Source organism: Levilactobacillus andaensis (assembly GCF_016861695.1).
GTDB classification, from domain to species: domain Bacteria; phylum Bacillota; class Bacilli; order Lactobacillales; family Lactobacillaceae; genus Levilactobacillus; species Levilactobacillus andaensis.
Window position 1 is genome coordinate 76,941 of sequence record NZ_BOLP01000005.1, and the last position, 26,516, is coordinate 103,456.

General features: G+C 47.6%; 25 protein-coding genes. 16 read left to right on the forward strand and 9 right to left on the reverse strand.

The genetic code is table 11. The annotated features are described in order from the left end of the window. Window positions 1-126 precede the first annotated feature (126 nt). From xerC to JUF10_RS05050, 4 genes are all read left to right on the forward strand, one after another. Window positions 127-1,038, forward strand: coding sequence for a tyrosine recombinase XerC (gene xerC / locus JUF10_RS05035; protein WP_236008169.1), 912 nt, complete (start codon window positions 127-129; stop codon window positions 1,036-1,038). A gap of 16 nt (window positions 1,039-1,054) precedes the next feature. Further along, on the forward strand, window positions 1,055-1,597 hold the full coding sequence (gene hslV, locus JUF10_RS05040) for an HslVU peptidase proteolytic subunit (RefSeq protein ID WP_048736015.1): 543 nt from the start codon (window positions 1,055-1,057) through the stop codon (window positions 1,595-1,597). A gap of 20 nt (window positions 1,598-1,617) precedes the next feature. After that, the gene (gene hslU, locus JUF10_RS05045) at window positions 1,618-3,030 is read left to right on the forward strand and encodes an ATP-dependent protease ATPase subunit HslU (protein WP_203641162.1); all 1,413 of its coding nucleotides are present in this window, start codon (window positions 1,618-1,620) and stop codon (window positions 3,028-3,030) included. Window positions 3,031-3,499: 469 nt separating this feature from the next. Further along, window positions 3,500-4,375, forward strand: coding sequence for an aldose 1-epimerase family protein (locus tag JUF10_RS05050; RefSeq protein ID WP_203641163.1), 876 nt, complete (start codon window positions 3,500-3,502; stop codon window positions 4,373-4,375). 212 nt (window positions 4,376-4,587) lie between these two features. On the opposite strand, the gene plsY is transcribed toward JUF10_RS05050, so the two are convergent. Continuing rightward, window positions 4,588-5,220 carry a glycerol-3-phosphate 1-O-acyltransferase PlsY gene (gene plsY / locus JUF10_RS05055; protein ID WP_203641164.1) on the reverse strand — a complete coding sequence of 211 codons (633 nt, stop codon included), beginning with the start codon at window positions 5,218-5,220 and terminating at the stop codon, window positions 4,588-4,590. Window positions 5,221-5,491: 271 nt separating this feature from the next. Here plsY and parE point away from each other — a divergent pair, with 271 nt between their 5' ends. The 9 genes from parE (at window position 5,492) to xerS (ending at window position 16,615) form a co-directional block, all read left to right on the forward strand. Further along, window positions 5,492-7,462, forward strand: a complete 1,971-nt coding sequence (gene parE / locus JUF10_RS05060; RefSeq protein ID WP_203641165.1) for a DNA topoisomerase IV subunit B — start codon at window positions 5,492-5,494, stop codon at window positions 7,460-7,462. 72 nt (window positions 7,463-7,534) lie between these two features. Then, a complete protein-coding gene (parC, locus tag JUF10_RS05065) occupies window positions 7,535-9,937 on the forward strand; it encodes a DNA topoisomerase IV subunit A (protein WP_236008170.1) in 2,403 nt (800 codons plus the stop codon). 126 nt (window positions 9,938-10,063) lie between these two features. After that, on the forward strand, window positions 10,064-11,023 hold the full coding sequence (locus JUF10_RS05070; protein WP_143463541.1) for a LysR family transcriptional regulator: 960 nt from the start codon (window positions 10,064-10,066) through the stop codon (window positions 11,021-11,023). Between the two features lie 33 nt (window positions 11,024-11,056). Next, window positions 11,057-11,986 (forward strand): manganese-dependent inorganic pyrophosphatase, encoded by a 930-nt coding sequence (locus JUF10_RS05075; RefSeq protein ID WP_203641167.1) that lies wholly within the window; start codon window positions 11,057-11,059, stop codon window positions 11,984-11,986. Between the two features lie 147 nt (window positions 11,987-12,133). Further along, window positions 12,134-12,715, forward strand: a complete 582-nt coding sequence (locus JUF10_RS05080; RefSeq protein ID WP_203641168.1) for a matrixin family metalloprotease — start codon at window positions 12,134-12,136, stop codon at window positions 12,713-12,715. Window positions 12,716-13,078: 363 nt separating this feature from the next. Further along, window positions 13,079-13,519, forward strand: a complete 441-nt coding sequence (msrB, locus tag JUF10_RS05085) for a peptide-methionine (R)-S-oxide reductase MsrB (protein ID WP_203641169.1) — start codon at window positions 13,079-13,081, stop codon at window positions 13,517-13,519. A 15-nt stretch (window positions 13,520-13,534) separates the two neighbouring features. Next, complete coding sequence (gene msrA, locus JUF10_RS05090) at window positions 13,535-14,056, forward strand: peptide-methionine (S)-S-oxide reductase MsrA (RefSeq protein WP_203641170.1); 522 nt, start codon at window positions 13,535-13,537, stop codon at window positions 14,054-14,056. A gap of 49 nt (window positions 14,057-14,105) precedes the next feature. Further along, a complete protein-coding gene (locus tag JUF10_RS05095) occupies window positions 14,106-14,546 on the forward strand; it encodes an NUDIX hydrolase (RefSeq protein ID WP_203641171.1) in 441 nt (146 codons plus the stop codon). A 1,004-nt stretch (window positions 14,547-15,550) separates the two neighbouring features. Continuing rightward, window positions 15,551-16,615: a tyrosine recombinase XerS gene (xerS, locus tag JUF10_RS05100; protein ID WP_203641172.1), complete on the forward strand. Its 1,065-nt coding sequence runs from the start codon at window positions 15,551-15,553 to the stop codon at window positions 16,613-16,615. Window positions 16,616-16,932: 317 nt separating this feature from the next. On the opposite strand, the gene JUF10_RS05105 is transcribed toward xerS, so the two are convergent. Next, window positions 16,933-17,250 carry a hypothetical protein gene (locus tag JUF10_RS05105; RefSeq protein ID WP_203641173.1) on the reverse strand — a complete coding sequence of 106 codons (318 nt, stop codon included), beginning with the start codon at window positions 17,248-17,250 and terminating at the stop codon, window positions 16,933-16,935. 244 nt (window positions 17,251-17,494) lie between these two features. Here JUF10_RS05105 and JUF10_RS05110 point away from each other — a divergent pair, with 244 nt between their 5' ends. After that, on the forward strand, window positions 17,495-18,097 hold the full coding sequence (locus JUF10_RS05110) for a TetR/AcrR family transcriptional regulator (protein WP_203641174.1): 603 nt from the start codon (window positions 17,495-17,497) through the stop codon (window positions 18,095-18,097). A 58-nt stretch (window positions 18,098-18,155) separates the two neighbouring features. On the opposite strand, the gene JUF10_RS05115 is transcribed toward JUF10_RS05110, so the two are convergent. Next, complete coding sequence (locus tag JUF10_RS05115; protein ID WP_203641175.1) at window positions 18,156-19,859, reverse strand: MFS transporter; 1,704 nt, start codon at window positions 19,857-19,859, stop codon at window positions 18,156-18,158. A gap of 92 nt (window positions 19,860-19,951) precedes the next feature. Between JUF10_RS05115 and JUF10_RS05120 the strand changes: the two genes are divergently transcribed. Next, the gene (locus tag JUF10_RS05120) at window positions 19,952-20,485 is read left to right on the forward strand and encodes a TetR/AcrR family transcriptional regulator (RefSeq protein ID WP_203641176.1); all 534 of its coding nucleotides are present in this window, start codon (window positions 19,952-19,954) and stop codon (window positions 20,483-20,485) included. Window positions 20,486-20,705: 220 nt separating this feature from the next. On the opposite strand, the gene JUF10_RS05125 is transcribed toward JUF10_RS05120, so the two are convergent. The 3 genes from JUF10_RS05125 to JUF10_RS05135 all read right to left on the reverse strand — a co-directional run bounded on the left by JUF10_RS05125 (window position 20,706) and on the right by JUF10_RS05135 (window position 22,632). Further along, window positions 20,706-21,545, reverse strand: coding sequence for an alpha/beta hydrolase (locus JUF10_RS05125; protein WP_203641177.1), 840 nt, complete (start codon window positions 21,543-21,545; stop codon window positions 20,706-20,708). A 194-nt stretch (window positions 21,546-21,739) separates the two neighbouring features. After that, window positions 21,740-22,018 carry an AbrB/MazE/SpoVT family DNA-binding domain-containing protein gene (locus JUF10_RS05130; protein ID WP_203641178.1) on the reverse strand — a complete coding sequence of 93 codons (279 nt, stop codon included), beginning with the start codon at window positions 22,016-22,018 and terminating at the stop codon, window positions 21,740-21,742. Between the two features lie 2 nt (window positions 22,019-22,020). Next, window positions 22,021-22,632, reverse strand: a complete 612-nt coding sequence (locus JUF10_RS05135; protein ID WP_203641179.1) for a TetR/AcrR family transcriptional regulator — start codon at window positions 22,630-22,632, stop codon at window positions 22,021-22,023. Between the two features lie 107 nt (window positions 22,633-22,739). Between JUF10_RS05135 and JUF10_RS05140 the strand changes: the two genes are divergently transcribed. Continuing rightward, window positions 22,740-22,991, forward strand: a complete 252-nt coding sequence (locus tag JUF10_RS05140) for a fatty acid kinase subunit FakA-related protein (protein WP_203641180.1) — start codon at window positions 22,740-22,742, stop codon at window positions 22,989-22,991. Window positions 22,992-23,071: 80 nt separating this feature from the next. Here the strand turns inward: JUF10_RS05140 and JUF10_RS05145 are convergent, their stop codons facing one another. The 3 genes from JUF10_RS05145 to JUF10_RS05155 all read right to left on the reverse strand — a co-directional run bounded on the left by JUF10_RS05145 (window position 23,072) and on the right by JUF10_RS05155 (window position 26,505). Further along, the gene (locus JUF10_RS05145) at window positions 23,072-24,364 is read right to left on the reverse strand and encodes a YhgE/Pip domain-containing protein (protein WP_203641181.1); all 1,293 of its coding nucleotides are present in this window, start codon (window positions 24,362-24,364) and stop codon (window positions 23,072-23,074) included. 132 nt (window positions 24,365-24,496) lie between these two features. Next, on the reverse strand, window positions 24,497-25,138 hold the full coding sequence (locus JUF10_RS05150) for a TetR/AcrR family transcriptional regulator (RefSeq protein WP_203641182.1): 642 nt from the start codon (window positions 25,136-25,138) through the stop codon (window positions 24,497-24,499). A gap of 344 nt (window positions 25,139-25,482) precedes the next feature. Beyond that, window positions 25,483-26,505 carry an Abi family protein gene (locus JUF10_RS05155; RefSeq protein WP_203641183.1) on the reverse strand — a complete coding sequence of 341 codons (1,023 nt, stop codon included), beginning with the start codon at window positions 26,503-26,505 and terminating at the stop codon, window positions 25,483-25,485. Between the last annotated feature and the right edge of the window lie 11 nt (window positions 26,506-26,516).

Here is a 26,516-nt window from a genome sequence, read left to right on the forward strand (position 1 = left end):
ACCACGTAGCCAGTCCAAGCACAATATTGAAGCCAGTTTGATGAGTTAGTTGTGTTTTTCAAGGCTGTTTGCTAGCATTAACACGTACAGGAGGTGTTTTTCGTGGATGAAACGGTCTCACAGTTCATGACGTATCTTAGCGGTGAACGGCAATACTCACCGGAAACGGTCAAGGCCTACCGCGAGGACATCGACGAGTTTACGCAGTTTTTAACCGACAATGGGGGTGTCAAGCCCTGGACGGCAATCGATCAGTTAGACGTTGAGGTCTACCTGAGTGATCTGTACGACCATCATTACGCCCGCACAACTATTGCCCGGAAGTTATCGACGCTACGGTCACTCTACAGCTTTTTGATGAGTAACGACTTGGCCAAGGACGATCCGTTCGCCTATGTTCAGTTGAAACACCATCAGAATCATTTGCCCCGGTTCTTCTACGAACGGGAAATGACCGCGCTGTTTACGGCTGCGGCTGCTAATCCGAATACCCAACTCGCCACGCGTGATTCGGCGGTGCTTGAGGTGTTGTACGGCACCGGCATTCGGGTCAGCGAATGTGTTAACCTCACGTTACCCGACATTGACTTCGACAATCGAATTATGTTGATTCACGGGAAGGGCAACAAGGAACGCTACGTGCCATTTGGCAATTACGCCAGTGACGCTTTGGAACGTTACTTCACCGCTGCCCGCACACCGCTAATGGCGAAATTCGACCGTCATCACCCATACGTTTTTATCAACGCACGGGGCGAGCAGTTGACGCCAGCCGGGGTGACCTACCTGTTGAATCAGGTCATCAAGCGGAGCAGTCTCACCACGGATATTCATCCCCACATGCTGCGGCACACGTTTGCCACGCATCTGCTTAACCGGGGTGCAGATCTACGGTCGGTCCAAGAGTTGCTGGGACACAGTAGCCTATCGACCACGCAGATCTACACCCACGTGACCCGGGAACATCTACAGCGCGATTACCGCCAGTTCTTCCCCCGAGCCACTGAAGAAAAGTCTGATCACACAAAACAATCGTAAGGAGATTGATGAAACTATGCCAGTAAAATTTGAAGCAACCACCATCTGTGCAGTTCGGCATAACGGCCATAACGCCATGGCCGGTGATGGACAAGTCACCATGGGTGAAAAGGTCATCATGAAGGGGACCGCGCACAAGATTCGCCGGATTTATAACAACCAAGTCGTTGTTGGGTTTGCCGGAAGTGTTGCTGACGCGTTCAACCTTGAAGAAAAATTTGAAAGCCAACTCAACGAATACAGCGGTAACCTCCAACGAGCAGCCGTTGAACTCGCCAAGCAGTGGCGTTCCGACCAGGCTTTACAAAAGTTGGAAGCCTTGCTGATCGTCATGGACAAGGACGAAATGTTGCTGGTTTCTGGGTCCGGTGAAGTCATTGCTCCCGATGACGATATCTTAGCCATCGGTTCTGGTGGTAACTTTGCCTTAGCCGCCGCCACTGCCTTACACCACCATGCGACCGACATGAGCGCCAAGGAAATTGCAGAGAGCGCCATTCACATCGCCGGTGGGATCGATATCTTTACCAACGAAAACGTTATTTCTGAAGAACTTTAATCGAAACGGAGGAATCCATTGTGGACGCCATTAATAAAACACCTAAAGAAGTCGTCGCCTTACTCGACCAATACGTCATTGGCCAGGACGAGGCTAAAAAGGCGATTGCGATTGCCTTACGTAACCGTTACCGCCGCATGCAACTAGATGCAGCCATGCAAGAAGAAATTTCACCGAAGAACATGTTGATGATCGGACCGACCGGGGTTGGGAAAACTGAAATTGCCCGCCGGTTAGCCAAGATCGTTCACGCGCCATTTACCAAGGTCGAAGCCAGCAAGTTTACCGAAGTTGGCTACGTTGGTCGTGATGTGGAATCCATGGTCCGTGACTTGGTCGAGGTTTCCGTTGCGATGGAAAAACAAGACCAATTTAAGAACGTTCGTGCCGATGCCATCCAAGCCGCTAACAAGCGTCTGGTCAAGCTGCTGGCACCCGCTAAGAAGAAAGAAAACAAGAACAACAACGACTTCGCCAACATGATGAACATGTTCTCCCAGATGCAAAATGGTCAAACACCAACCGCACCGGGTGAAGAGGAAGAAGTTACCGACGATATCCGTAACGAACGCCTGTCCTTATCCGAACAACTCGATAAGGGCCTGCTCGAAAACCATATGGTCGAAATCGAAATGGACGATCCCCAACAAGCCAACGCCGGCGACAACAACATGCTGGGCCAAATGGGTGTGGACCTCAACGATACGTTGGGTGCTATCATGCCAAAGAAACGCATCAAGCGGACGGTCACGGTCACTGAAGCCCGGGAAATCCTGGTCGCTGAGGAATCCGAGAAGTTGGTCAACAACGCCGACATCAATCATGATGCCATCAAGCGGGCCGAAAATACCGGGATCATCTTCCTCGACGAAATTGATAAGATCGCCAAGGGCAGTAGCCAAAACAGCGGCGACGTTTCCCGTGAAGGGGTCCAACGCGATATCTTACCAATCGTCGAAGGAACGCAGGTCAAGACCAAGTATGGGACCATCGACACCGACCACATTCTGTTCATCGCCGCTGGGGCCTTTGCTGAATCGAAGCCTAGCGATTTGATTGCCGAATTACAGGGGCGTTTCCCAATCCGGGTCGAATTAAACGACCTGAGCAAGGACGACTTCGTTAAGATCTTGACGGAACCCAACAATGCCTTGATCAAGCAATACATCGCCTTGATCGGTACCGACAACGTTAAGGTGACCTTCACCATGGAAGCCATCGAGCGGATCGCCGACTTGGCCTTTGAACTGAACCACGAGAACCAAAATATTGGGGCCCGTCGTTTACAGACTGTGCTGGAAAAGCTGTTGGAAGACCTGTTATTTGAGGGCCCCGACATGGGTACTGGCGACGTCACGATTACCGAGAGTTACGTCAACGATAAGATTGGTGACATTGTGCAGAACAAGGACCTGTCGCGTTACATCCTGTAAATAATTTGTGGGGCCGAGACGGTTGTCTTGGTCCTTTTTTTCGTCAATCGGGTATGATGGGGATAGTGAAAAACGTTGTGTAAACCGGCCGTACTACGGATGTCAGGGATTCCGCCTGCTGTGGGGACGCTGAAGCGCTAGGCTGAGCGCGCGACTTTAAGCCGGGAGAAACGCCCATCTTAAAGTTCGCCCGTGGTGTAGACCGGGGAAACCCCGGTCAACACCACCTCCACGGCTGGCTCCATCCCTGACATCCTCCGGCTAAGACTACTTTCTACCCACAACAAATGCTAGATTCCATGACCTGACTTATTCGCATAACAGGTTTGACTAGGGAGCATCATACTAGATTGATGGGTCCAACCACGTTTAATCCCATTTCATGGCCGATAACTGGGCAACAATTACTTGTCATCTGGGTCTGAATCTCTAATTTAAAAATAATCAAAAACAAACGGGAGGAATTTACATGCTAACGTTAAAGAACACGTATTTAACGGTTAAAATTAATCCCTTGGGCGCCGAGTTAACCAGCGTTCAGGACAACGACAGTCACTTGGAATACATGTGGCAGGCGGATAAGGCCTATTGGGGCCGCCACGCACCGTTTTTATTCCCCATCGTGGGCCGGCTACAAGACAATCAGTATCGTTTGGCAGGGAAGACCTATCAGATGACGCAACATGGGTTTGCCCGTGACCGTGAGTTTCAGGTGGTCGCTCAGACGGATACAGAATTAAGCTTACAACTGACAGCTGACGAGCAGAGTCGCCAGCTCTTTCCTAGCGACTTTACACTGACGATCACCTATACGCTGGTCGATCATCGGCTAAAGGTCGCCGCAGAGGTTACCAATCCGGCCGATACACCACTGGTCTTTTCATTCGGTGCCCATCCCGGCTTCAACGTGCCATTGGGCGAGGCAATCGCTGATTTTACCGACTATCAAGTCACCGTTTCTCCTAAACAAACGTATCAGCGGGTCCCACTTGTCGGGCCATACAGCGATACCTGCCATCCGGTCCCACTCGACTTGACCAAGCCGCTACAGTTGGACCATCAATTATTTGCGCACGATGCGCAGGTCCTCGCGCTGGACAATCAAGAGACCACGCTCATGCTGAGCAGTACCGTCAATGATCACGGTATCGCCTTGACGCTTGCGGCGCCGTACGTGGGCGTCTGGTCCCCATATCCGAAGCAGGCCCCCTTTGTCTGCATCGAACCTTGGTGGGGCTTAGCGGACGATGTTCAGGCCACAGGGGACCTCGAAACGAAGGTCGCCATCAATCACCTGGCTGCTCACAAGAGTTTCCAGGCGGGGTATGAAATCACTTATTTCTAAGGTTAAAAATTCGTGTTAGTTCGCAGCGCTATATTATGTTGTCGAAACGTGTGCCCAAAGGCAGTCGGTTCCGCTTAAACCTGATAAGCAAACAATCCAAGTTCGGGATTATTCGCTTATCAGCCTTAATGCTCGCCGACTAACCACCTTTAGGCGTACTCTGTCAATAAAAAAGGAGGCCAGGACAACAATGTCCGGGTCTCCTTACGTCTCTAACGCGATTTAGATTTTTGCCGCTTGTGATAGCCCCGACCAAAGGGAACCATCGATTCCGTACCTTCGCGGATTCGCTGAATATTGGCGCGGTGACGATAAAAAACAAAGATGGTCAAGACCAACGCAATTCCTGTCAGGTACCAATCCTGAAATGCCAGGGAGATCAGCGTAATCAGGCTAAAAGCAATCATGCTGGCGAGACTGACCATGCTGGTCCAGTAGATCAGGCTGACCCACAACCCGGCCGCAATCACAAACATGATGGGATTGTAAGCCAACAGCATCCCCGCAGACGTGGCAACGGCCTTACCACCCTTGAAGTGATCGAAGATCGACACCGTGTGGCCCAGGATAGCGAATAGACCAAATAGCAGTGGGGTCGCCGTTCCTAAAAATGTCGTCACATGCCCGAGGGTCGGTAGCAAGGTGGCCACACTTCCCTTAGCGATGTCGAGCACCATGACGGCCGTTCCGGCGTAGGGGCCTAAGACCCGGTACGTATTGGTCGTTCCAATATTGCCAGATCCTGATTGCCGAATATCCGTTCCAAAGAAGGCTTTACCAACCCAGACCCCGTTAGGAATGGCGCCTAGTAGGTAAGCAAAAATAAGTAATCCAATTAATTTCACGACTCAATTCCTCCGCTCTTTCTCCCAATGTGGTCCTCATGACCGCACTGCAAATAAGCTGTTCTATATTTTAGCATGTTTTCCGCGTCACGCCAATTATCTCAAGAGAACTAGCCAGTTTTTAACTTCCTGTGGTATGATAATGTGGTTATTGTTGACCACAGTGTGGGCGTTTGTCCATTTCATTTGAACATATGTTCGCATTACGGTAAACTAGGTAAGTATTGCAACACATCATTTAAAACGAATAAAATGTAAAGGGGATTTACGCATGGCGAAAGCAAAACCAAAGTACGACGATTCCTCCATTCAGGTCTTGGAGGGATTGGAAGCTGTTCGTAAACGTCCTGGGATGTATATCGGCTCAACCGACGGCCGTGGACTACACCACTTGGTCTACGAAATCGTGGATAACGCCGTTGATGAAGCCTTAGCGGGCTACGGTAAAGAAATTAACGTAACCATTCACCAGGATAATAGTATCACGGTGGTCGACCACGGACGGGGTATGCCAGTCGGTATGCACGCCTCAGGGATTCCGACACCCGAGGTCATCTTAACGGTCCTCCATGCCGGGGGTAAATTTGGCCAAGGAGGCTACAAGACCTCTGGTGGACTCCATGGGGTCGGGGCTTCCGTTGTGAACGCGCTGTCCAGCAAGCTGACCGTGACCATTGTGCGTGACGGTGTGCGCTACCAAGAAAAATTTGCGGACGGTGGGAAACCACAAGGGACACTGAAAAAATTAGGCAATACCCGCGCTCATAACGGGACCACACTTGACTTCAAACCAGACAGTAGTATTTTCACTACTACTGTCTATAACTTCGGCACCTTGTCCGAACGGTTACGTGAGTCGGCGTTCCTGCTGAAGGGCGTTAAGATCACGCTGACCGACGAACGCGAGGGCCAAGAAAAAGCCGAAGAATATCATTTTGAAGACGGTATCAAAGAGTTTGTTGGTTATCTGAACGAAGACAAGGATACGTTAGGCAACGTCATGTACTTTGACGGCAAGAAAGACGGCATCGAGGTCGAAGTTGCCGCTCAGTACAACGACGGCTATACCGAAAACCTCCTGTCCTTTGTCAACAACGTCCGGACCAAAGACGGCGGAACCCATGAAGTCGGGATGCGCAGTGGCTGGACCAAGGCATTCAACGAATACGCACGCAAGGTCGGCCTGTTAAAGGACCGCGATAAGAACTTAGAAGGTTCCGACGTTCGTGAAGGACTCTCTGCGGTTATTTCACTGCGGGTCCCCGAAAATCTCCTGCAATTCGAAGGCCAAACCAAGGAAAAGTTGGGGACGCCCGAGGCACGGACCATCGTGGATAGTGTCATCAGTGAACAACTTGGCTACTACCTGATGGAAAACGGAGACTTCGGTAAGATGTTGATCAAGAAGTCTACGCAAGCCCGTCAGGCACGAGAAGCCGCCCGTAAAGCGCGTGACGAAAGCCGAAATGGCAAGCGGCATAAGAAACATGAACGCTTGTTGTCCGGTAAGCTCACCCCGGCACAGTCCAAAAATGCGTCCAAGAACGAACTATTCTTAGTCGAAGGGGACTCCGCCGGCGGTTCAGCTAAACAGGGCCGTAACCGGAAGTTCCAAGCCATCCTGCCTTTACGGGGGAAAGTGCTGAACACGGAACGGGCCAAGCTCCCAGACATTATGAAAAATGAAGAAATCAGCACCATGATCTATACCATTGGGGCCGGTGTCGGAACTGAATTTAACATTGAGGACGCTAACTACGACAAGATCATTATCATGACCGATGCCGATGATGACGGTGCCCATATTCAGATTCTGCTACTGACCTTCTTCTACAAGTACATGCGGCCAATGATCGACGCTGGGCGGGTCTACATTGCCCTGCCACCGCTGTATCGGATCAAGCGGACCGGGAAGAGCCAGGATATCGAATACGCTTGGACCAATGACGAATTGACCGAAAAGACCCAGAAAATTCCCAACCACGGTTATAACCTCCAACGCTTTAAGGGGTTAGGGGAAATGGATGCCGAACAACTGTGGGAAACGACCATGGATCCCGACAACCGGACACTGATTCGCGTTCAGATCGACGATGCTGCCCTGGCCGAACGCCGGGTCACCACCTTGATGGGCGATAAGGTCGAACCGCGTCGGAAATGGATCGAAAACAACGTTCAATTTACGCTGGAAGACGACAACACCAGCTTATTAGAAAATGATGCCACGTCGACCAGTGATTAATCGACCGGTGAAAGGAGCAAACATGTCGTGAGTGAAGGACAAAAAATTCAAGAACTAACTCTGGAAGAAGTCATGGGGGATCGTTTTGGTCGTTATTCCAAATCCATCATCCAAGAGCGGGCCTTACCCGACGTCAGAGACGGGTTAAAACCCGTTCAACGGCGGATCTTGTTTGCCATGAACAAGGATGGCAACACCTACGATAAAGGCTTCCGGAAGTCCGCGAAGTCTGTCGGAAACGTCATGGGGAACTTTCACCCCCATGGCGATAGCTCCATCTACGAAGCGTTGACCCGGATGAGTCAAGATTGGAAGGTTCGCGAACCCCTGATCGAGATGCACGGGAACAACGGGTCCATGGATGGTGACCCGGCCGCTGCCATGCGGTATACCGAAGCCCGTTTAAGTAAATTAGCCGGTGAAATGTTACGGGACATCGACAAAGATACGGTTGAAATGGTCCTCAACTTCGATGATACCGAGTACGAACCAACCGTCTTACCAGCCCGTTTTCCTAACCTGCTGGTCAATGGGGCAACCGGGATCTCTGCTGGTTACGCCACGGACATTCCGCCGCACAACTTAGGCGAAGTCGTTGACGCCTGCATTTACCTGTTGAGTCATCCCAAGGCTAGCCTGGAAGAACTCATGGGCTTTGTTCAAGGACCAGACTTCCCAACCGGCGGGATCATCCAAGGAAAAGACGGCATCGTTAAGGCCTATGAAACCGGTCGTGGTCGCGTGGTCGTTCGTTCTAAGACGGCGATTGAAGCCTTACGGGGTAATAAGAGCCAGATTACGGTCACGGAAATTCCGTATGAAGTCAACAAAGCTCAGTTGGTCAAAAAGATCGATGAGATTCGTTTGAACAAGAAGGTCGAAGGCTTGGCCGAAGTTCGGGACGAAACCGACCGGGATGGACTACGGATCGCCATTGAACTGAAACGAGATGCCGATGCTCAGGGTGTGCTCAACTACCTGTTTAAGAACACCGAATTGCAGATTACCTACAACTTCAACATGGTCGCCATCAACCACAAGCGGCCCGAACACGTTGGGCTAAAGACCATTTTGACGGCTTATCTGGAGCATCAACGTCAGGTCATCACGAAACGCACGGAATACGACCTGCAAAAGGCCTTAGACCGGCAGCACATCGTCACTGGCCTGATCAAGGCCCTGTCTATTCTGGACCAAGTGATCAAGACCATTCGTGCCAGCAAGAACCGCCGGGATGCCCGCGACAATCTGGTCAACACCTATGACTTCTCCGAAAAGCAGGCGGACGCCATTGTCGCCTTACAACTTTACCGGTTGACCAATACCGACGTGACCCAGTTAGAGGCTGAATCCGAAAAACTATCCGCGGCCATTGCGGAAGACCACAAGATCTTAGCTGACCCTAAGACCTTGAATGCCGTCTTGCGCAAGGAACTTAAGGCAGTGGGCAAAGAATACCGGAACCCTCGACGGACCGAGATTCAGGCTGAAATTGAAGACCTGAAGATCAATACCGAGGTCACGGTTGCCGACGAAGAAGTCGTGGTTCTCGTGAGTCACGATGGTTACCTGAAGCGCTCCGGCGTTCGGTCATACACGGCATCCGATCCTGACGACAACGGGCTAAAGGATGAGGATTACCCAATCTTCATGCAAAAGCTCAGTACGCTAGACCACTTAATGATGTTCACCAACAAGGGGAATCTCATTTATCGGCCTGTCCACGAGATCAGTGACGTCAAATGGAAGGAAACCGGTGAACACATTTCGCAGACCACTGGCTTAGCCGCCGACGAAGAAATCGTTGCCACGTTTGCCTTCAAGACGCTCAAGGAACCCGGTCGTTTCTTAATCGCAACCAGCGATGGCTACATCAAGCAAACGGCCTTTAGCGACCTGACGCCTGGCCGGACGTACAAGAGTCGTGCCGCTGTATATGAAAAGCTTAAGCATCCTGAAGCTAAAGTTGTGCAGGTTAAGTATCTGACCGAACCGATCGACCAGGGAATCCTGCTCGTCTCCAAGAACGGGTACGCCTTGCGTTACAGTATCGACGAAGTCTCCGTCAACGGTGCCCGGACGACCGGCGTACGGTCGATGGACCTGCGTGACGATGACGAGGTCGTTAACTTGGCGCTCGTCACCGATAGCGATACCATTGCCATGATTACACAACGGGGGGCATTCAAGCGACTAGCCATGAAGGAACTTTCCGTCACCAGTCGTGCCCGTCGCGGCGTCATCGTCTTGCGTGAGTTGAAGCGTGATCCGCACCGAATTGTTGATTTCATGGCAATTCCTGCGGGTAATCCGGCACTGGAAATTCTGACCAGTCGCGAACGGACGCATGATGTCTTACCAACGGAACACCCATTAAGTGGTCGTTACTCCAACGGTTCTTTTGTGGTCGACACGGATGTCGAGGGGATTCCAACCCAATTACGCGTTAAACCGACAACACTCGTTTTAGACTAGTTAGTTGCTAGCAATGATTTTATAAGCAGAAATCGTTGCGCTTTTAGGCCAAACAGCCTATCATAGTGATTAATAGTAACCATTAGGTTGGCCTGGTATCAGACTAATCACAAGGAGTAAAAGCGGATGAAGACGAAACAGGAAAGTATCTTTTCTTCAAAGACCTTGACGTATTTCCTACAGCTTGCGGAAACCATGAATTACACCCAAGCTGCTCAGATTTTAGGAATTACGCAACCGGCATTGACGCAGCAGATCAAGAAACTCGAACGGACTGTGGGGGCACCGCTCTTCTATTCGGTCGGGAAGAAACTGCGGTTATCTGACGCTGGTTACACGATGTTGGACGCCACGCACAAGATTTATGGAATCCTGAACCAAGCCACTGATGAGATTCAACAGTCGACTAGCGCAACTCAGGGAGAAATCAACATTGGGCTACTGGCCTCCATGGAAGACGCCGTTTTTGAGGACTTCGCCATCTTGTCCTACCAAAATAATCCCGACTTGAAGATTTCTTTTCACATGTTAACGCGGAAGGAAATTTGGGAACGACTGGAAAATAATAAGATTGATCTGGCCATCATGTACCTGCCGGACGATTCGATTAAGAACTGGAAGCCCTACGAATCCAAGAAGATCATTTCGGATGACCTCTTGTTCATCCATCACGACGAACAACTGTCTAAGAAACGACGGATCAAGTTCAAGGACACGACAGCCGATGTTTGGGCCATGTATCCGGAGGGCTACTACCTGAATCAGACGTTGCATGAAGCCTACAAGAACCAACTGGCTGATTTTCCAAAGAGTGTCGCCAACTTCACGACACCAACTCAGCTGTTGCACTTCTCCATGCAGACACAAGCGTCCACAGCATTGCCGAATTCGTTTATGATTGGTCAGGATGCCTTGCCGCAGACTTGGACGGCTCATTTCGATCCCAACATCCGCTTCGACCTAGCCTTTGTATTTCGCAAGGGTAAAGCCGAAATTCCGCGAATCAGCCACTTCTTGGCCCAATTCGATCGTTATCTTCACACCGACGATTACATTTCGCGGCTCAAACAATTGCGTAACAAGTAACACTAAAACTATTCTGTTAAAGGAGTTCTACTCATGAGTAAGTCATTAGTTTTCGGTCACCAGAATCCAGATACGGACGCCATCGTTGCAGCCAAGGCGTTTGCCTACTTCCAAACCCAAAAGGGCTACGACGTTGAAGCCGTTGCCTTGGGCGAACCTAACATGGAAACCACTTACGTTTTAAACCACTTCGACGAACCAGCACCACGGGTCGTTAAGACGGTTGCCAATGAAGTTGATAACGTCATGTTAGTCGACCATAACGAAGCTCAACAAAGTGTTAGTGACCTCGACAAGGTGCAGGTCAGCTTCGTCGTTGACCATCACCGGATTGCCAACTTCGAGACGACTTCACCGCTGTACTACCGGGCAGAACCCGTTGGTTGCACGAGCACGATCTTGACCGAAATGTTTAACGAAGAGAAGATGGAAATTCCTGCCAAATTGGCTGGTTTGATGTTATCCGCCATCATCTCCGACACGTTGTTACTCCAATCCCCAACCACGACCGATACCGACCGTGAAGCCGTTCGTATGTTAGCTGAAATTGCTGACATCGACGTTCAAAGCTACGGCATCGCCATGTTGAAGGCGGGGACGAACTTGGCTGCTAAGAGCGACAAGGAACTCATCGATGGCGATGCTAAGTCATTCGACATGGCTGGCAAGAGCGTGCGCATCGGCCAAATCAACACGGTCGACTTAGCCGACGTTCTAGATCGTCAAGCTGGTTTGGAAAAGGAAATGCAAGCTGAAATGGCCGCTGATGGCTACGACTTGTTCATTACCTTGGCAACCAACGTCTTGAACAGTGACTCCGAATTAATCGTTGCTGGTGAACCTAAGTCAGTTGTCGAAAAAGCCTTCAACACCAAGCTTGACAACAACCGTGCTAGTTTACCTGGCGTTGTTTCCCGGAAGAAGCAAGTTGTGCCACCGTTGACGGCTGCTTTCGAGGCTTAATTCGCTCAATTTACAATCTGAATAGACGCTCCATGGTGATTTAGCGATTGCCATGGAGCGTTTTAATTCGCTTTAACGGCGGCGACTGCTATAATGACGCCGATGGTAGCCGTTAGGCATCTTCCTTCGCGAAGAGAGGGATTATGCATGACAAGAAGCTTTTGGTCCCGGGGGATTACCCTTGCGGTTGTTACTGTTGGTCTTTTTGTCACCCCAGTGGGCGGGAGTGCTGTTGCCGCAGCTGCAGCCGGCACAACACCTTTTGGTCCGGAGCGGTTTGCCCACAATCACGCGACCTACGTAATCACCACCAAATCGGCTTACTATCGGCAAGTTTGGCAATCCGCCATTAACGCTTGGAACAGAACCGGTGCGTTTCATTTCAAATTAGGTACCACTAAAAATGCACAGATCACTCTCAAAACGGCCTCCAAAACACAGGCCATAGCTCTGGGAGAAGATGTCGGCTTAACTGATTATTGGTCTAAAAACGACCTGCTACTCGACGTCACGGCCACGCTCAATCCAACACTGCTGAAATCATACGGCTATTCACGTGCCGATGATGTTCATGTGGCGGAACACGAATTGGGTCACGCCATGGGATTAGCACACAATCCAGCGGAAGACAGCGTGATGTACTATCGCAATCGTTCCGTTGGAATCAAGCAAGTTGACGTCAACGGCGTTAAACTGCGTTACCAAACTCCGGCTGGTCAATCCAGCTAACCCTGAACCACCAGTTGACGGGCAATCCGCCGACTGGTGGTTTTTGAGTTAGAGACAACCGGCAATTCTTCACCTTACCGGCCGCCAGATATGGCTTGGAACGGTGCGGACAGCGCGCCTGAGCCTATATCTGGCAACCTCATTACGTGCAATCCCAGATGTAGTGGCAATCGAACTATAACGTCGTAACTACAGTTTGCGTATAATTTTTAACATGACTTATTTAGCTCTGATAATCCTTCCAGTCTCAAAAACACAATCCGATTGGACGGACACCAAACAAATTAGTTGCGTTTTAACCTAAGAGCCTTAAACTAGAGCTTATAGGGAACTAGTTGTGCACAATTGATTGGAGGAGTTATTATGGCTAAACAAGAATCACAGGATGACTTAAAGCAACGTCTCACTGCTGAGGAATATGCCGTTACTCAGGAAGCGGCCACAGAGGCAGCGTTCACCGGAAAGTATGATCACTTCTACGAACCCGGTATCTACGTGGACGTGGTCAGCGGCCAACCGTTGTTCAGCTCGACCGACAAGTATGATGCGGGCTGCGGCTGGCCATCTTTCACCAAGCCAATCGATGCGACTAACGTCAAGGAAAACACTGACCACTCATTTGGCATGGTACGGCAGGAAGTTCGTAGCACAGACGCCGGCTCACACCTGGGTCACGTCTTTAACGACGGTCCAACAGACCAGGGGGGCTTGCGCTACTGTATCAACTCAGCGGCTCTAAAGTTCATTCCAGCCGATAAATTAGAAGCAAACGGCTACCATGACTTTGGCCAATTGTTCAAGTAAAAAGGGGGTCTTCGTATGGGTCAAACTGAAACGGCGATTTTTGCTGGCGGCTGCTTCTGGTGTATGGTGAAACCTTTCGATACCCAGCCTGGAATTCAGTCCGTTATTTCTGGGTATACCGGTGGACACACGGTTAATCCCACTTACGCCGAAGTTGCCAGTCACACGACCGGTCATACCGAAGCCGTCAAGATTACCTTTGATCCAACAGTCATCAGCTATGCGGAGCTCGTCGAAATTTATTGGCGGCAAACGGACCCGACTGATGCCAGTGGTCAATTTCAAGACAGAGGCGACAGCTACCGACCAGTGATTTACGTAGCCAATGACGACCAGCGGCGGATCGCAGAAAAATCCAAGGCCGACTTAGCGGCTAGCGAACAATTTGACGCCCCAATCGTGACCCAGATTAAAGCTGCCCAACCATTTTATCCCGCTGAGGACGAACACCAAGATTTCTACCGGAAGAATCCACTTCGTTATCAAATTGAGGAAATGGGCGGGCGTGAAGCCTTCATTCACCAGAATTGGTCATAGCAAGTCCCTAATTGCATGGTACAATTAGGTAAAGGACGGGGATTTGCATATGGGTTATGTACTAGATTTACGACAAAAAATCGGTCAGCAACCGTTAATCGTTGTCGGTTCGGCGGCCATCGTGCGGCAACAACAGCAATTATTACTAGTTGAACGCCGCGATAATCATCTTTGGGGGCTACCAGCTGGATCAAAGGAATTAAACGAAGATACAGCTGCGACGGCCGAACGTGAGTTACAAGAAGAAACCGGCTTACAAGGAACCGTTCAGCAATTGTTGACGGTCGTCAGTGGTCAGGACATGCAATATACTTATCCGAATGGCGACCAGATTGATTCGGTAACCGTAGTCTATGATGTGACGGCAACTGGCAGTCTGACAAATGCAACGGATGAAACCAGCGCGGCAAGTTTTTTTGACCTAAACGAATTGCCAGAGCAACTGACACCGTTGACGAAAAAGATTTTGACGACGCTCAAGTTAATTTAAATTGTACTGATAGAAGCTAACTCGTAGATGCAAAACGAGTTAACTTTTTTATTTAGATTTACTGGCAACCAGCTTAGTTTTTTAGCTTTAGACTCTACTTTCGATAATATATATTATGTAAAGTAGAATATCTTTTAAATATCAGCCGTGAGATTGACCGACCCCTGTTTGAACTTTGACTATGTATTTTGTTTGCTGCTGGTTTTCGTCCGCGTCCGCTATAACTAAATTATTTATTAGCTTCGTCGTCAGTGATTAAACTACAGTAGCCGGATCTCTTACTGAGCAATTCAGCAAACTTACTGCACGACATAACCGTCTTCAAATTATTTCTATATCATAATGAGCTCATCACCATACGATAACCGACTCCGTCTAAGCCTGACTAAAAAAATATATTATCGGATTTTTTAGGCGTATTCTACGCCATTCTCGTGATGAAGTCTCCGTCTAAAGTCTGAACGTGTGCTTAGAATCAACGTGTATTTTGAGCAATTTTTTGCTGCTGGCTGAGTGACCGCTGCCGACTAACTTATTTCCGAATTAGCAGTAGCGCTCATCGGCTGGATTGAGCTGAACTCATAGCGCCGGTGCAGCTACTAGCCATGCTACACAGCTTGCTGACGATTAGTCCTCACCAAGCACAGTCAATAAAGGCCCAAGCAATCAGCCGCAATACGCTTAAAAACGCTGTTATATCAGCATTCAGACACCAATTGCTGTTTATGATTATAGAAAGACCGACTGCTAACAACAGCAGATTAATTTTACTTCTAAACACATACAATCGTCTAAAACCTTGCTATGACTACATTTACAGCTAGAAAATAAGAGCCATTCAAGCAAACTATTCTAGTAGCAGTGACCACCATCGTCGACTACTTTCATTAAAACAAATATTTTAAAGATAGTAGTCAGTAAAAAAAGGACCAGGGGGCTTGCTTATTTGAAGTTTCACCAGTATCATAGAGACTAACGAGAACATACGTTTGGAGGCCGCTTCTATGGAAAAACAACATTACTTAAAATTGATCAACGAAGAACTGGCCAGCGCGCCCTGGTATGTCCAGGAATACTACCAGGCTAAAGCGACGATTCCCCTGTCCCCAGCCACACTATATCAGTACCTCACAGAATTCCGTCGTTTCTTCAACTGGTTGATCAGCGAAGGGCTCACCCCCGCCACTCACCCCGCAGATATTGATATTCAGGTCTTGGCCAAATTAAAAAAAGAAACGGTTGAGCTATACAAGTCCGCCCTGCTTAATCAAACCAAGCTAACGGGTGCTCCTGGCAGCCGAACACATCCGACAATTAATCGTTCGTTAAACGCCCTCTCATCGCTATTTAAGTACCTCACCGAGGACACCGAAGATGAGAACGGTGAAGCCTACTTTGACCGCAACGTGATGCACAAGATTGCGCTGGTCAGAACTAGCGAGACTTATGCGACTCGAGCCGCTAACCTAAAGACTAAATTGATGTTGGGGAATACGGATCACGATTACCTCGACTTCATCGACAATAAATATGAGGCTAAACTTTCCCCCGCTCAGAAACGATACTTTCACCGTGATAAACAGCGAGACCTCGCCATTAACGCCCTGTTGCTTGGGAGCGGCCTGCGGGTGTCCGAAGCGGCTAACGCAGACCTTCGCCATCTCAATCTAAAGACTGGCACGATTGGCGTTGTTCGTAAGGGCGGCCAGCGCGATACTGTCCCGATTGCCCCCTGGACGCTACCTTACATTCAAGACTACATCGACCAACGAACCGAAATTTACCATGCCACCAGCAGTGACCGGGCGTTATTTCTCAGTAGCTATCGGGGGCAAGCCTCACGGATGCAAGCCAACTCGATGGAAAAAATGGTTGCCAAGTATTCCAGCGCGTTTAAGGTCCGCATCACACCGCATAAGCTCCGCCACACGTTAGCTTCAAAGCTCTACCTAGCCACTAAAAATGAGCAGCTAGTGGCCACACAATTGGGACAGAACTCAACTAGTGCGACCGGGCTTTATACCCATATCATTGATGAGGAACAGCGGCATGGCCTGGAGAAAATGTAAAATAATTGAGTTCTAACAACAAAAATGACTAACCCTGAGTGTTTTCTCGGAGTTAATCATTTTTTGTTACTCAGTATTTTTAGAAATATCGTTAACGTATTCTCGATGAAGTTTTCTGCTGCAGCCCATGCGTTTGAAATTCGGCATTGACGCGTCCATTGGATACTTCCGGCTAGCCAAACATCAAATGCAACCCCGGTACTGAACACGTTGTTTAAGTGTAGCAATCCCATCTTGCATGCAAATTAATCGTTGTTTGCCTGTCAGTAAAACATCTGCCATACTCATTCCTTTACCAGACGTTTACCTAACGTCGTCTATAAGTCTATTGCGGATTTCAATTCGACTTCTTCAACGTTTAAAATCGCCGTCATCTCAAAACCAGCCATATCGGCTTTAAAGTCATCGCTTTGCATATATTTTGCATTTAATATCTCCATGTCATCATCATTTTCAGTATGCACCCATGCAAATACCCGACAAGGCTTATCGGCATTATTAACTTGTTCCAATTGCACATTGTCAACTTGAATATGATATTTTGGCAAACTAATCAAGTGCCGTTGCCAATGCACATTAAAGTAAAGATCTGCCATCGCTTGATTCTTCAGTGTATAAATTCTCAATGCATTCATATTTAATTTTCCTGCTTTCTATCAATTTTAATTCCCGGTGTCTGCTGGGTTACCACAGTTTACCTGTTCACCACCATCTTATTTTTAACATGTGCTCCCAAATTTTAATACCAGCAGGTCAATACCAAAAGTTGCTTATCCAACTTTGATGGCCTGTCAGTTGGATAAGCAACTTTTTAACACGTTTTAATGTCAGCTTCACTTAAAGTTTCGGTATAATTAATGACAAAAAGGAGCAACAAACATGACAACAGATTTACGTGTCGTCAAGACTAAAGAAACCATTAAACGTGGTTTTCTAGCTTGTATCGACAAACAGTACTTTTCAAAATTAACCATTGCAGAACTCACCAATGAAATGAAGATTAACAAATCGACATTTTATAATTACTACGAGGACAAGTATGACTTGCGATTAAAATTGATTGAGTCAGCTTTAGAATCATTTTCAAATTCTATTGATGTTTCTTACTTAAAATTGACACCCTCCCAAATTCAAAACTACGAACAAAAGTTACCAACTGCCTTACTTCCCTTGTTCAAACAACGCGCAACCTTCCTGACATTGTGGTCACCTAAGCTCGAGAGCAATGTTTTTGAACAAATGGAAAATATTTTTGTGAAAAAATTTTTTGAAACTTTACCTGCAGCCACCCCTGGTGAAAACAGTACGCAATATCAGGAACTACATGCGCGACTATTTGCCGCTTCAGCGATGCAAGTCATCAAGTGGTGGTTTGAAGTTAGTCCGACCACGACCGTTGCTGAAGTTTCAAAAATCATCGCCGCTTGTTTAGCCTCGGGAACCTACGTGGCCTTTAATTCTCCGACTCGCCAGACTGACTAATCGTACTTTGCTTATCAAGTTATTACCGTATGAAAACCACCGTGACGGCCACCAAAAATTAATTCCGATTCAGATAATCCTGACGTTTCCTAAACAGAAATACCGTCAATAGCATGCCAAATGTAAATGGCAGCGACATTCGATATGGCTGCAAGAAGGCCTGGGTTAATTGTTGCTTAGTTTCGCGTCTGATTGTCGCAACTACCGGTGTCAACGCCCGATTATCTTGAGCAACCTGGGTCGTCACGGCCTGGCTAACCTGTTGGTGGATACGCCTTTTAACGGTAGTTGGTGCTTGGGTCAGCTTATTTTTCTGCAAGGCTTGCTGATAGTTTAAGCGGATAAGCCGTTGTGTTTTCGTCTTACCGATGAACGTCGTCTGTTGATGCTTAGGCGTTTTCTCCGTAGCTAACTGCGTCTTTACCTGCACCAGCGTGTCGCGCTTTACCTTATCCGTTACCGCTAAGGCCTCGACGCCGTCCTGCGCAAAGGTCCAGATATTGGTCTTCGCCGTTACCAAATTGGCAGACAGCGCCGACACAAAGATAGCCACAGCTAGGGATGTCCCAATCTGCCGAAAAACACCAATGACGCTCTGCGAGGCCGTTAGCAGGTTGCCGGTGAAATCGCCCGCCGCCAATACCGTAATCGGTCCAATCACGATGCCATAGCCTGCGCCCACTAGGATTGCCGCCACACAAATCTGCCAATACACATTGGGATTCATTTGACTAAGGACCACATAACCCCCAATCATAGACAGACTCCCCATCAAAATGACGGCTCGCGGCCCCACCTTGGATAACAGCCAACCGCTGATGGGTGACCAGATGAAGATCATAAGCGAGGCTGGAGTAATCATCAGTGCTGCCAGGAGCTCACCCTTATTTTGCACCTTCGTAAAGAAGCTCGGCATCAGGACTAATAGCGCAACCAGAAAGATACCGGACATCACGGTCACAACTGCTGACCCAACAAACTGTTTGTCCTTAAATAAAGCCAGCGGCACCATGGGTTGTTGACTATGTGCTTCGACCACAATAAAAACAGCCAGCGCAACAAAGCTCAGTAGACCAAGTCCCAGAACTCTCCCGCTCGTCCACCCCCAGTCACTGCCCTTGACCAGCAGCAGGGTTAGGCTGAATAACATCATCATTGAAAGCAGCGAACCAGCAACATCTAGACGTTCCTTGGCTTGCTTACTTTCATGTAGATCGAACAACCGCCAGCAAAGCACGAGTGAGAGCAAGGTAAACGGCACGTTGATCAAGAATATTCCGCGCCAACCAAAGAATTGCGTCATGATTCCGCCAATCGTTGGTCCCATGGCCGCCGCTAATCCCTGCGTGACGCCCAGTGTGGCAATCGCACTGGTTCGTTTTTCCATAGGAACGCTCTGAATGCCAATTGTCATACTGGCTGGGAAGACGATTGCTGCCCCCAGACTCTGAATTCCCCGGCCCACAATTAGCCACGCCACATTAGCCGCTAATCCAGAAAATAGTGAACCGATTAAGAATAACGCTAGGCCTAAAATGTAAAAACGGCTGCGGCCATGGATATCTGCTAGTCGGCCCAAGGGAATCGTCAAACTGGCAAACAAAATCGTATACAAATTGAGCGCCCATGAGAGCTGCTCCAGACTGGTCGATAATCCGGTCTGAATCGCCGGCAACGCAATGTTCATCACCGTTGTGTCCAACATACAAAGAAAAATACCAATGGCCATTACCCCAACTAACTTCACTGATTTTTTCATCATCTTGACCCCCTCCTCAAGTGTTATTGCTAGTTTATCGGCTGCCACCACGATAAACTAGCTTTAGGTTACAGAAAGGGAGATGTTGTTACCTAATGAATCCGCATGACCGAAAGCAGCAAAACTTAGCGGCCATTTATCAGGCTTTACTGGAGCTGATGATGCAAAAGCCACTGACCGATATTTCTATTACCGAGCTTTGTCAGCGAGCCCAAGTCTCACGGACTTACTTCTATCGCCACTATCAAAATTTTGATCAAATTATTCGGACATACCAAACACAGAACATGCTGCGCTATCTGCGCCGATTGCCACGGACATCGCAAGTTGAATTGGCGCGCTTAATGACCCACTACTTTGAGAATACAAAGTCTGAGGCTGAAACTTACCAACTTCTAATTAAAAATGACAAATTGGATATTCTGCTGGAAACATTTCAGACCGTTTTTCAACTACTCATCAAGCAGGATCGCATTGAAAAACACACGTCGCAGTTAACGACCCCTTACTATCTAGAGTTCTTTTCTGGTGCCGTCATCAACGTTACGGTCAACTGGGTCAAACATGGTTTTGTTGAATCCCCGGAGTATCTAGGGCAAATGGTGGCTCAGTTTACACTAGGTCAATAGAAACGGCCCCACCACAATGTCTGCCGTGATGGGGCCGTTCGATTTTAAAATATAGGTTAAATAAGTCTATATCAATTCAAGGTGATCTGACGAAAAAGGTCAATTATTCAAAGGATTCTACGCGGATTTTGACTGAAACCGGTTACTGACCAAATCTCGGGTAGACTAATAGCTATTAGAAAAGCCAGAGTCCGTTTTAAAGGAGTCTGGCCTTTTACTTCTAGCGTAAAAATCGAATCAACAGTCGATCGACTTGAATGTTGTTATGCAACTTACTATGTTGTGCGTTGGGGCCAACAATCTTTCGTTCCTGATAAGACTTCGCTCGACCGGAAACCAGATATCGCAACGATTGGGACGACGCATTGCTGACTGAACCGTCAGAATGTGAGCCATCATTTTTGTCACCATAAATATTCAACACCGCAATTTGATGCTTAGGATAAGTCTTACGCAACTGTAACAACGTTTTATAATCAGTCTGCATCTTCTCAGGCTTGCCCTTGTGATCAAGTTTCATTCGATTAGGTTCATCGTTCATTCCCAAAATCCCATTGAAATGACCCGCAATATCAACTTGTTTCTGGATTTTAGGTAACTTCGACGTGTTATCCAACAAGTAGTACATAATTGCCATATTCCCCATCGAATGACCAACCACGTTGAATTTTTTAAAATGATACTTCTGCTGAAGCTTCACGACGGTCGCCCTGGCCCACTGTCCCCACTGATGCGGATTCGAATTGTGGCTATCCTTGAAATCCACCTCTACGATTGGATGGTAATCGCCCTCCCGAAACTGGCCCGCCATGGAAACCTTTCCCTGCTTTGAAACCGTTGCCCGCATAATCGTCTTCGTTAAGCCGGCATTCACCAGCGAATGGGCCATCTGCTCTTCAGCACGATAACTACTGCCCCACCCGTGGAAAAACAGCGTTGGCTCATATTTACTGGCGTTTGGTAGACTCGTTGTAGTTGACTGACGACTAGTTGTCCCACAAGCTGCGAGTCCTGAAACAAGTAATCCAATCCCCAGAAATAGTAACAATCTTCTTTTCATATCACATTTTCTCCCCGTTTGTAGCGACGAATTTTCGGCCACTTAGTTTATCGGCTAAGTATAAGCCTTGATGTGGACTCTAAGGCAAGTCTTATTTTCAATGACTACTTAAAAGAATCAGGTTCTGATTCAAGGTAAGCTGAATCAAAACCTGATTCTTTTAGCGAACAACCGCGTGCCTTCCCAATGAACCGTTACTCTTCGTGCATCCACTCATCAAAATTTGGCGATTTTACAGGGTCATAGTGACCATCCTGCTCAACCGTCACTTGTTCAACTGGAATGTCAGCGATGAGCCTTTTCCAATCAGAACTGGACGGCAGTTTCTCAAGAATCAATCGCCCATCATTGCTCAACGTCATTCCTAGCTGGTCGCCGCTTGAAAGATGCATTCTTTTTCTAAAGTCCAACGGAATAACCACGCGTCCCTTGCTGGAAACTTTGAGTGGCTTGTTGCCTCTTATCATAGTCATAATCATCCTTCACTATTATTAAAAATAGTCCTTCCCCGTTCGGTTAGATAGGGATAAATCGCACTGATACTCAGAGCCGCCGTATCACTTGTTGGGTTAAACTCACGCTTAGGCGAATACCTTAGTTCCCACGCATAATCCACTGTCAGCAACGCTAATATCAAGCAATCATACTGTTGGGATGAAATATCTTTACGAAAAACCCCAAACTTGACCATCTTAGCAAAACATTGTTGATAGGCCTGATATAACCGTTTGCGAAAAGCCTGTACTGATTTTCTAAGCGTTGGATTATCGCTGATAATGGCATCAAAATCCGCAAAAAAGAATCTATTGTGCGCCTTTAACTCTGCTGATTTATTAAAAATCATAATTAGCTCATTCAGGGCCGCCTCACCGGTCTCAGAAGAATCATCCGCAAAATTAATAAAGTCTAACTCGATTTTTTTCTGGATGGCAATCAGTAAGTCTTCTTTATGATGAAAATGGTAGGTTAGGTTGCCAATCGTCGTTCCGGCTGCATCGGCAATATCGCGCAGAGAAATTACCGCATAGCCTTCCTTATTAAAAAGTGTGATTGCCGTCTCAACGATTCGTTCCTTGGTTTTACTCATTCATCGTTCACCCCATTTGTCCCAAGTATAGCATATTCGAAGATACTTGACGCCGTTTCCAGTACGGTGTACTGTAAAAGACGTAACAACCATAGGAGATGCAAAATATGACCGAATATAAGTACGATACGCAATGTTTAATCGAGGGTCAAAATTTAGATGAAGATAAAATCAACGCCTATTTTCAACAGAATTTCGACGGGGATTCTCTCATTGCTGTTGGGGATGAAACGTTGATTAAGATTCATTTTCACACGAATAAGCCCTGGGAAGTACTTGAATACTGTGCTTCCTTAGGTGAGATGTTTGACGTTGTTGTAGAAGACATGGACCGGCAATCGCGTGGCCTGAAGGGCTAGGCGGAATATTTACATGATAATAAAAAGGCTAGAATCTTCGAGATTCTGGTCTTTTTAAGTCAAATCCTTTAAGTTTAAGCTTACATCACCGCCGGGTCTGCTCGGTGCCAGTAAAAGTATGCCAACGTCCCCAAACTAAAGACCACTGCGATTCCAGCCAAAATCCAGCTAATCCCCGCAATCGAACCGCCAAGTGAAATTGTATGCCGCAAACCAGCCATTGCAACGGTCATCGGCAAGTACGGATGAACGGCCCGGTAGAACGGATTGGTCAGTTCAATCGGATACGTCCCTCCAGAGGCCCCAATCTGAAATAGCATGAACAGCAGCATCAACCACGCCCCCGTTAGGCCAAACCACAACCGGAAACAGGTCACCAGACTGAAGAATGCCAACACAACAAGCAAGCTTAACAGGTACGTTTCGCCCGGTTCCAGTGGCCGTAAGCCAATGATGTAACGCACGCCCAGCCACATGAAGGACGCCGCTAACACCACAAATCCCCAGAGAAATCCCATTTTATCCAGCCAAGCCAGCGCAAAGTTGCGGTATTCCCCGTGACGCTTGCGAGCGTCATAAATAATGTTAAGTGTAATGCAACCCACGAATAGCGAAATCGCCATAAAGTATGGGGCCATGCCCGTTCCGTTGTTGGCAACGGCCACCACGTCATGCTGCGTCAACTTTACGGGCATCGCCAACTGCTTCAACTGATCTGCCCGCCGAACCTCGCTGAGTTGTTCACCACCCTTGGTCAAACCGGCCACAATTTTCTGCGTTGCCGCGGCAACCTGGGCTGCTGGTAAACCGACTGTGCTGGCGTGTTGCAGCTGACCTAACTGCTTGGCCGTCAACGTTAACTGTTTTCCCACCGTAAGCGCCGCGTTCTGGCTAGCCTGTAATTCGGCTTGAACCGCTGCTTGGTTAAGCGTTGTCTGCAGTTTTTGCATCACGGTCGCTCCCATTTTTGAAGCCACCGTGCTCTGACCCGCATTGGTGTCATAGGTCACCTTTAGTTGCTTCGGTGTCGTTGCCAAATGACTCAGGGTTTGCGATGCGTTGGCTGGAATCTTCAAGACCAGAAATAGCCGACCGTCCTTCAACTCCCGCCGAGCCTTCGCCGCGCTCATCCGATGAAACTGGAGCGACTTGTCGTTGACCAACTTCCGCGACACCGTCCGCCCCCAGGCCAATGTGCGCGTAGGTCTATCTTGATCGACCACCGCCATTGGCAGGTGATGGAGCTCACCGTACGGATTCCAAACGGACGCCAAAAACAAGCTCGCATAAAACAGCGGAATCACTAAAATGCCTAGTAAGATTCGCCAAACTGCTGGATGATGCTTGAGATAGGACCATTCATGAGATTTCATATTCTCTCCCCCTTGCTTTACCGAACGAACGAATCATTCATTCGATTGCCACCCAGTCTAAACACTCCCGCCCAAAACACAATTTTTGGCAGCCATTTCATGGGTCTTCGACCGGTCAGCTAATTAAGGGGCTCACTGATAGCTACGCCGCAACATCTCTCGGACAACGGTCAACATTTGCTCATCATCATTGCGGGCCATCTCCGTTTCAAAGCTGTCGTAGCGCTTGTGAGCGCACCACCAGAACACGAGATCGACCACGACTACCCCGTTGCGTTGCGGATCGTTCAAGTCCGGTTGATGTTCCTGCAGAAAATTGCCCACGTGTTGATAGATTGCCTGGCGCTGCTGGCGATACAGTGCGGTCAGCGCCGGATTCACCGTTGGATTATGCTCGAGGATCAAGAAGTAACGCCCATACCGTTTAAACGCTGTAAACAAGGCCGTTAATAGCTGGTCAAAACTAGTCGTCTGCTGTCCAGCTAGTTGATGATTCCAATCACTATATGCGGCTTCCGTCCGCCGTACCAGCTCTCGTGGATCAACCGGTTGTAAAGGATAGGTCGACCACGATGTACTCTCGGTTGTCGGCAAGGTCGTCAAAAACACGTAGTCCAAGAGGGCCTCCTTGCCACTAAACAGTCGGTACAATGTCCCCACCGCAACGTGCGCCCGCTGCGCAATCATTTGCATCTGTGTTTCATGATACCCTGGTTGAATGAACAATTCACTCGCCGCCGCGTAAATCCGCTGCAATTTTTCTTCATCGGTCATGGATGACCAACTCCTCTCCACCTCCATTAAACCTTAAATAGTGGCGAAGTGCCGAGTTGACCATGTGACTGGGTCAATCACCTTACTAACGATTGGTTGTAGATAACAAAAAGGACAGTCAGAGCAAAATAGGCCTCTTTGCTTTGACTGTCCTTTGAAACTAAAAATAGGTGTCCAAAAAGTAAGGACCGCAGTTTGATTGCAATCAGATCTTATCTAAAACCAAATTTTTTGTATAAAAAAATGGGCGAAAGCAAACGCAATCTCCCATTTCAAGTGTGGTCCGAAAACACACACCTCAATTAGTAATTAAAGTATAGATGATTATCCATCTCTTGTAAAGACTATTGATTTGAAATAAATCGACTCATGCCCTCAATTTTATTAAAAACATCGGTGCCAATTGTTGAATCGAAAATGCTTTGTCCAACTTGACTTTTAAACTGACGAACTACTTCATTAAACCTTCGAACCAAGGCATTTGTATCAGTCTTTGAAATTCCAAGACTTACTTGATAGTAAACAATTAGGATCAGATAATCCACAACTGTATCAAACTTAATATTATCAATTGTCAGCTTATTTTCCAACTGCTGAGCAACTACCCTTTTTACGCCTGTCTCCTTGAAACGACAATCAAAGACAATATGGTTATGAGCAATTGCATTCCTCAAGTCTTTCAAAATAAAAACATGTCTTGCAATCATTACACCCGATGTGTCTATAGCAATATCTTTAATTCCAAGAGCTTCTTCTAACTTTAAGCGTGATTCTGTATTCAAGCAATTCAAAAACATACCGAATTCACCGAACGATATCAGTTCAAATATAGCCCATAATGGTAGCGGTTGTCCATATTTCAAGTAATGCTGAACAATATTATTTTGATATTTTCTAGCAATTGCTTCGTCAAAAGATTTCTTCAAGTCGAACCGTTGCTTTATGCTCTTTTGTACTTTACTATTCGCATTGTTACTTACATTACCATTTGGACTATTCTTACGGTTAAGCTCCTGAATGTCTTTATACTGCGTTAGTTGCGTCTTATAAACCGACTCAAAATCTGTATCACTCTCAGCAACAATGATTGCAATTGTATAATTTTTCAGAGTTGTTTCCAATTGCATCATTGGTCCATAGAATACCGACTTTAATTCATTATCAAATTGGTAAATGTGCTTTATTTCCTGAAAATCGTTTAACACAAATTCATGCTGAACGTCCTTATTGAATTTATATGCTTTATAGCCATGAAAATAACCCATTCGTAAAAGGTTCTTCTTATCATTTGCACCATAAATTTCTATATGATGGTTATCACGAATATGTCTCATCAAGCTATTCGTGCTCTTCCCTTTTTTTGGCATTTAATTCTCCG

Bases quoted from the DNA above. Each gene is read 5' to 3' on its own strand.
- xerC (WP_236008169.1), top strand. From the start codon at position 127: ATGACGTATCTTAGCGGTGAACGGCAATACTCACCGGAAACGGTCAAG.
- hslV (WP_048736015.1), top strand. From the start codon at position 1,055: ATGCCAGTAAAATTTGAAGCAACCACCATCTGTGCAGTTCGGCATAAC.
- JUF10_RS05050 (WP_203641163.1), top strand. From the start codon at position 3,500: ATGCTAACGTTAAAGAACACGTATTTAACGGTTAAAATTAATCCCTTG.
- parE (WP_203641165.1), top strand. From the start codon at position 5,492: ATGGCGAAAGCAAAACCAAAGTACGACGATTCCTCCATTCAGGTCTTG.
- parC (WP_236008170.1), top strand. From the start codon at position 7,535: ATGGGGGATCGTTTTGGTCGTTATTCCAAATCCATCATCCAAGAGCGG.
- JUF10_RS05070 (WP_143463541.1), top strand. From the start codon at position 10,064: ATGAAGACGAAACAGGAAAGTATCTTTTCTTCAAAGACCTTGACGTAT.
- JUF10_RS05075 (WP_203641167.1), top strand. From the start codon at position 11,057: ATGAGTAAGTCATTAGTTTTCGGTCACCAGAATCCAGATACGGACGCC.
- JUF10_RS05080 (WP_203641168.1), top strand. From the start codon at position 12,134: ATGACAAGAAGCTTTTGGTCCCGGGGGATTACCCTTGCGGTTGTTACT.
- msrB (WP_203641169.1), top strand. From the start codon at position 13,079: ATGGCTAAACAAGAATCACAGGATGACTTAAAGCAACGTCTCACTGCT.
- msrA (WP_203641170.1), top strand. From the start codon at position 13,535: ATGGGTCAAACTGAAACGGCGATTTTTGCTGGCGGCTGCTTCTGGTGT.
- JUF10_RS05095 (WP_203641171.1), top strand. From the start codon at position 14,106: ATGGGTTATGTACTAGATTTACGACAAAAAATCGGTCAGCAACCGTTA.
- xerS (WP_203641172.1), top strand. From the start codon at position 15,551: ATGGAAAAACAACATTACTTAAAATTGATCAACGAAGAACTGGCCAGC.
- JUF10_RS05105 (WP_203641173.1), bottom strand. From the start codon at position 17,250: ATGAATGCATTGAGAATTTATACACTGAAGAATCAAGCGATGGCAGAT.
- JUF10_RS05110 (WP_203641174.1), top strand. From the start codon at position 17,495: ATGACAACAGATTTACGTGTCGTCAAGACTAAAGAAACCATTAAACGT.
- JUF10_RS05115 (WP_203641175.1), bottom strand. From the start codon at position 19,859: ATGATGAAAAAATCAGTGAAGTTAGTTGGGGTAATGGCCATTGGTATT.
- JUF10_RS05120 (WP_203641176.1), top strand. From the start codon at position 19,952: ATGAATCCGCATGACCGAAAGCAGCAAAACTTAGCGGCCATTTATCAG.
- JUF10_RS05125 (WP_203641177.1), bottom strand. From the start codon at position 21,545: ATGAAAAGAAGATTGTTACTATTTCTGGGGATTGGATTACTTGTTTCA.
- JUF10_RS05130 (WP_203641178.1), bottom strand. From the start codon at position 22,018: ATGACTATGATAAGAGGCAACAAGCCACTCAAAGTTTCCAGCAAGGGA.
- JUF10_RS05135 (WP_203641179.1), bottom strand. From the start codon at position 22,632: ATGAGTAAAACCAAGGAACGAATCGTTGAGACGGCAATCACACTTTTT.
- JUF10_RS05140 (WP_203641180.1), top strand. From the start codon at position 22,740: ATGACCGAATATAAGTACGATACGCAATGTTTAATCGAGGGTCAAAAT.
- JUF10_RS05145 (WP_203641181.1), bottom strand. From the start codon at position 24,364: ATGAAATCTCATGAATGGTCCTATCTCAAGCATCATCCAGCAGTTTGG.
- JUF10_RS05150 (WP_203641182.1), bottom strand. From the start codon at position 25,138: ATGACCGATGAAGAAAAATTGCAGCGGATTTACGCGGCGGCGAGTGAA.
- JUF10_RS05155 (WP_203641183.1), bottom strand. From the start codon at position 26,505: ATGCCAAAAAAAGGGAAGAGCACGAATAGCTTGATGAGACATATTCGT.